General features: G+C 33.0%; 4 protein-coding genes. 3 read left to right on the top strand and 1 reads right to left on the bottom strand.

What is annotated here, in order from left to right; all coding sequences use genetic code 11:
* Positions 1-111: 111 nt before the first annotated feature.
* A complete protein-coding gene (locus tag ABJI11_RS04375; protein WP_036157855.1) occupies positions 112-333 on the bottom strand; it encodes a hypothetical protein in 222 nt (73 codons plus the stop codon).
* 530 nt (positions 334-863) lie between these two features.
* Between ABJI11_RS04375 and uxaC the strand changes: the two genes are divergently transcribed.
* The 3 genes from uxaC to ABJI11_RS04360 are packed head-to-tail and all read left to right on the top strand — an operon-like array spanning position 864 to position 3,766.
* Positions 864-2,282, top strand: a complete 1,419-nt coding sequence (gene uxaC, locus ABJI11_RS04370; protein WP_348349767.1) for a glucuronate isomerase — start codon at positions 864-866, stop codon at positions 2,280-2,282.
* A 41-nt stretch (positions 2,283-2,323) separates the two neighbouring features.
* On the top strand, positions 2,324-3,301 hold the full coding sequence (locus ABJI11_RS04365; protein ID WP_348349765.1) for a TRAP transporter substrate-binding protein: 978 nt from the start codon (positions 2,324-2,326) through the stop codon (positions 3,299-3,301).
* A 6-nt stretch (positions 3,302-3,307) separates the two neighbouring features.
* A complete protein-coding gene (locus ABJI11_RS04360; protein ID WP_348349763.1) occupies positions 3,308-3,766 on the top strand; it encodes a TRAP transporter small permease in 459 nt (152 codons plus the stop codon).
* Positions 3,767-3,883 lie beyond the last annotated feature (117 nt).

Here is a 3,883-nt window from a genome sequence, read left to right as displayed (position 1 = left end):
AACTGATACGATAGTATTGAAATAAAAAAATCCCTTGATTGAATCAAGGGATTTTTTTATTTCAATTAAACTCTTAAAAGAAATTATAATAAGTCTGTAAATTATTCAAGCTTATACTAGGGGTACTCCGTTTAATCTTTTTTCAATCTTCTTCTTTTTGACTGTAACTTCTTTCATTACATCCATTAAGTTAGAATCTTTTGTTTCCTTGTATATTTCGTTAATGCTTAAAATAAGTGCTTTTGCCTCTCTCGACGCCTCTACTCGGTCACTAGTAGACATATTACTCATTTTTCGACCTATAAATTCCTGAGCTTTTTCAAGTAACTCCATTTGCTTCTTTTTTTTCAAAGTTAACATAATATTCAAATTACGCAATTCTTTGTCAATTGTATATAGTTATGAGGCTATTAGATAATAGTATTTATGAACAATTTAACGAAATAGAGGTGTTTTGACCCCTTTTTTCTGATGTTGAAAGAATTTTAAGACAATTTTATTCCTCCAATTAAAAATATAAGCATATATGTGTCTAAAAATTATATATAATTTAATATGATTCATTTAGTTGTTGCTAATCAGTCAAATATTATACCTTAATATATGTTTTTTGATATTTTATGGTCTGTATACTTGCTAAATATCTAAAATAAGATATATTTGTGTAATCGATTGCATTAAATTTTGTTGCACTTTTTGTGCCTGTTGATTTTGCAAACAGCACAAAAATTGCGCTAATACATAAAGACAGAAGATTTAAAGAAATTTCACTTGTTAATGTATTTAAAAGTTTTTCAATCTATTTATAAATAACATCGTTACTCGTGTTTCACAAACAAGATGTAACCTTATTAAAAATAATAATGAGTAATTCCACTTTAAATAATAGTACGTTCATTACAGATAATTTTCTTTTAGAAAATAAATTTTCGCAAAGGTTATTTCATGACTACGCATCACAAATGCCGATCATAGACTACCATTGTCATTTGCCACCATATGAAATTGCAAATAATAGGCAATTTGAGAACCTAACTAAAATTTGGAACGATGGTGACCATTATAAATGGCGCGCTATGAGAACTTTTGGTATAGATGAAAAGTATATTACCGGTAATGCTACAGATAAAGAGAAGTTTCTTCAATGGGCTAAAGCTGTTCCGTATACTTTAAGAAACCCTTTATATCATTGGACGCATTTAGAACTTAAACGTTATTTTGATATTGATCTGTTGTTAAATGAAAAAACAGCTAATGATATTTATGACGATGCTACCGCTAAGCTACAAACACCAGATTACAGTTGTCAAAGTCTTATTCAGAAAATGAATGTAGAGGTTATTTGTACTACAGAAGATCCTATTGATAGTTTAGATAATCATGTAAAACTGAAGAATAGTAATTTCAATGTAAAGGTGAGTACTGCCTTTAGACCTGATAAGGCTATTGTTATTTCTAATGAATCTTATCTTGAATATGTAGAAAAGCTATCGGTAGCTAGTAAGGTGACCATCAATTCGTATAAATCTTTGTGCGATGCGCTTTTATTGCGTTTAGATTACTTTGAAGAAAATGGATGTACGCTCTCTGATCACGGTTTAAGCTATGTGCCGTTCAGAACATTTACAGATGCGGAGATTGAAAACATTTTTCAAAAGAGAATTGAAAGAAAGCAATTAACTTTAGAGGAAGACGAAAAATTTCAAACCGCTATATTATTGTTTCTGTGTGAGCAATACCATTCTCGCGGATGGATACAGCAATTTCACTTAGGGGCACTACGGAATAATAATGCAAGAATGAACCGTATTCTTGGTCCGGATACTGGTTGGGATTCAATAGGCGATTATTCTCAGGCAAGAACACTTTCAGGTTTTTTAAATGCTTTAGATTCAAAAGATAAGCTTACCAAAACTATTTTATATAATCTAAATCCGTCAGATAATGAAGTTTTAGCTACTATGATCGGTAACTATAATGATGGTAAAGTAAAAGGTAAAATGCAGTTTGGTTCCGGTTGGTGGTTCATGGATCAAAAAGATGGAATGACCAGGCAGCTAAATGCATTGTCCAATATGAGTTTAATTAGCTGTTTTATAGGGATGCTGACAGATTCTAGATCTTTTCTTTCCTTCCCTAGGCATGAGTATTTTAGAAGAATAGTTTGTAATCTATTTGGACAAGAGATGCAGAGAGGAGAGTTACCTCAAGATTTTGAATTGGTGGGTAAAATAATACAAGATATCAGTTATAACAATGCCAAAGAGTATTTCAAATTTTAATAAAAAGTAAGGGTCTATTCTTATCCAATTAAAATATTTCTATGAAAAGTATAAAAATACTATTGCTCTTTTTTCTGGTAATACCCTTTGTGGGTTGCGAAATACAGACTAATGTAAAAACATTGCGTTTGGGTCATGGTCTGGATGTTAGTCATTCTGTGCATAAGGCAATGGTTAAAATGAGCGAAGATTTGTTAGAACGATCTGGCGGTAAATTAAAACTTGAAATTTACCCAAGTCAGCAATTGGGTACAGAGAGAGAATGCCTAGAGCTACTGCAAATTGGTAGTTTGGATATGACTAAGGTTTCCGTAGGCGTTTTAGAAAATTTTGCACCTAAGATGAAAGTTTTAGGACTCCCTTTTCTTTTTAGGGATCGTCAACATTCGTTTAATGTTCTTGACGGTCCGGTAGGTGAAATGTTATTGAATGATGGAGAGAAATATTGGTTAAAAGGTTTAGGGTATTACGATGCAGGTAGTAGAAGTTTCTACACTATGAACAAACCAATTGAAAAACCTGAAGATTTAGTAGGTGAAAAAATACGTGTAATGGAAAGTGCTACCGCCGTAAATATGGTAAAGGCATTAGGCGGTTCACCAACGCCGATTTCATGGGGCGAGTTATATACATCGTTACAACAAGGAGTGGTTGACGGTGCTGAGAATAATCCGCCAAGTTTTTACCTCTCTAGACATTATGAAGTTTGTAAATATTATTCTTTAGATGAACATACCGTGTTGCCAGATGTTTTATTGATAGGGACATATGTTTATGATAAATTAAATGAACAAGAGAAAAAATGGTTGAACGAATCGGTAAAAGAATCGGTGAAATATCAACGTATTCTTTGGGCGGAAGCAGAGGCTGAAGCCTTGCGAGAAGTCCAAAAAGCAGGCGTTGAAATTACACGACCAGATAAATCTCTTTTTGCAGAAAAAGTAGCAGGTATTTTCGAAAGCTATAAAGATGATAAAGATATATACCCGCTTATCAAACAAATTCAAGAAACCAAATAGTTTACTATGCGAAATAAAATAGATTCCGTTTTAGGCAAGACGCTGGTACTAATTATGTCCGTCATGGTCATCAATGTACTTTGGCAAGTTTTTACAAGATACGTTACTGGCAACCCTAGTTCATTTACAGATGAGCTAGCGCGTTTTCTAATGATCTGGATAGGAGTATTGGGAGCTGCTTATGTTTCTGGTAGAAATTTACACGTAGCCATAGATATTCTACCTCTTAGGCAAAGTAAAGGGACACAGAAAAAATTAAAGATAATCGTTACCATATTGATTATCCTATTTGTTTTATTCGCTTTTGTAATAGGTGGTTCAAGGCTAGTGTATATCTCTTATGTTTTAGGGCAACAATCGCCAGCATTACAATTGCCCTTGGCTGTCGTTTATCTCATTATTCCTATTAGCGGCTTATTGATTATGTACTACAAAATTTCTGACTTAAAACATATGAACTCATGATGGAGCATTTACCAATTATCGTTTTAGTGCTAAGCTTCATATGCTTACTGTCCATTGGTACTCCCGTCGCTTGGAGTATAGCAATTTCATCGCTATTGACCATGTTGGTTAGTATAC

Source organism: Maribacter sp. (assembly GCF_039968975.1).
In the GTDB taxonomy this organism is placed as follows: Bacteria; Bacteroidota; Bacteroidia; order Flavobacteriales; family Flavobacteriaceae; genus Maribacter.
Note: the sequence above shows the minus strand (reverse complement) of the source record. Positions and strands in the feature narration are given on the sequence as shown.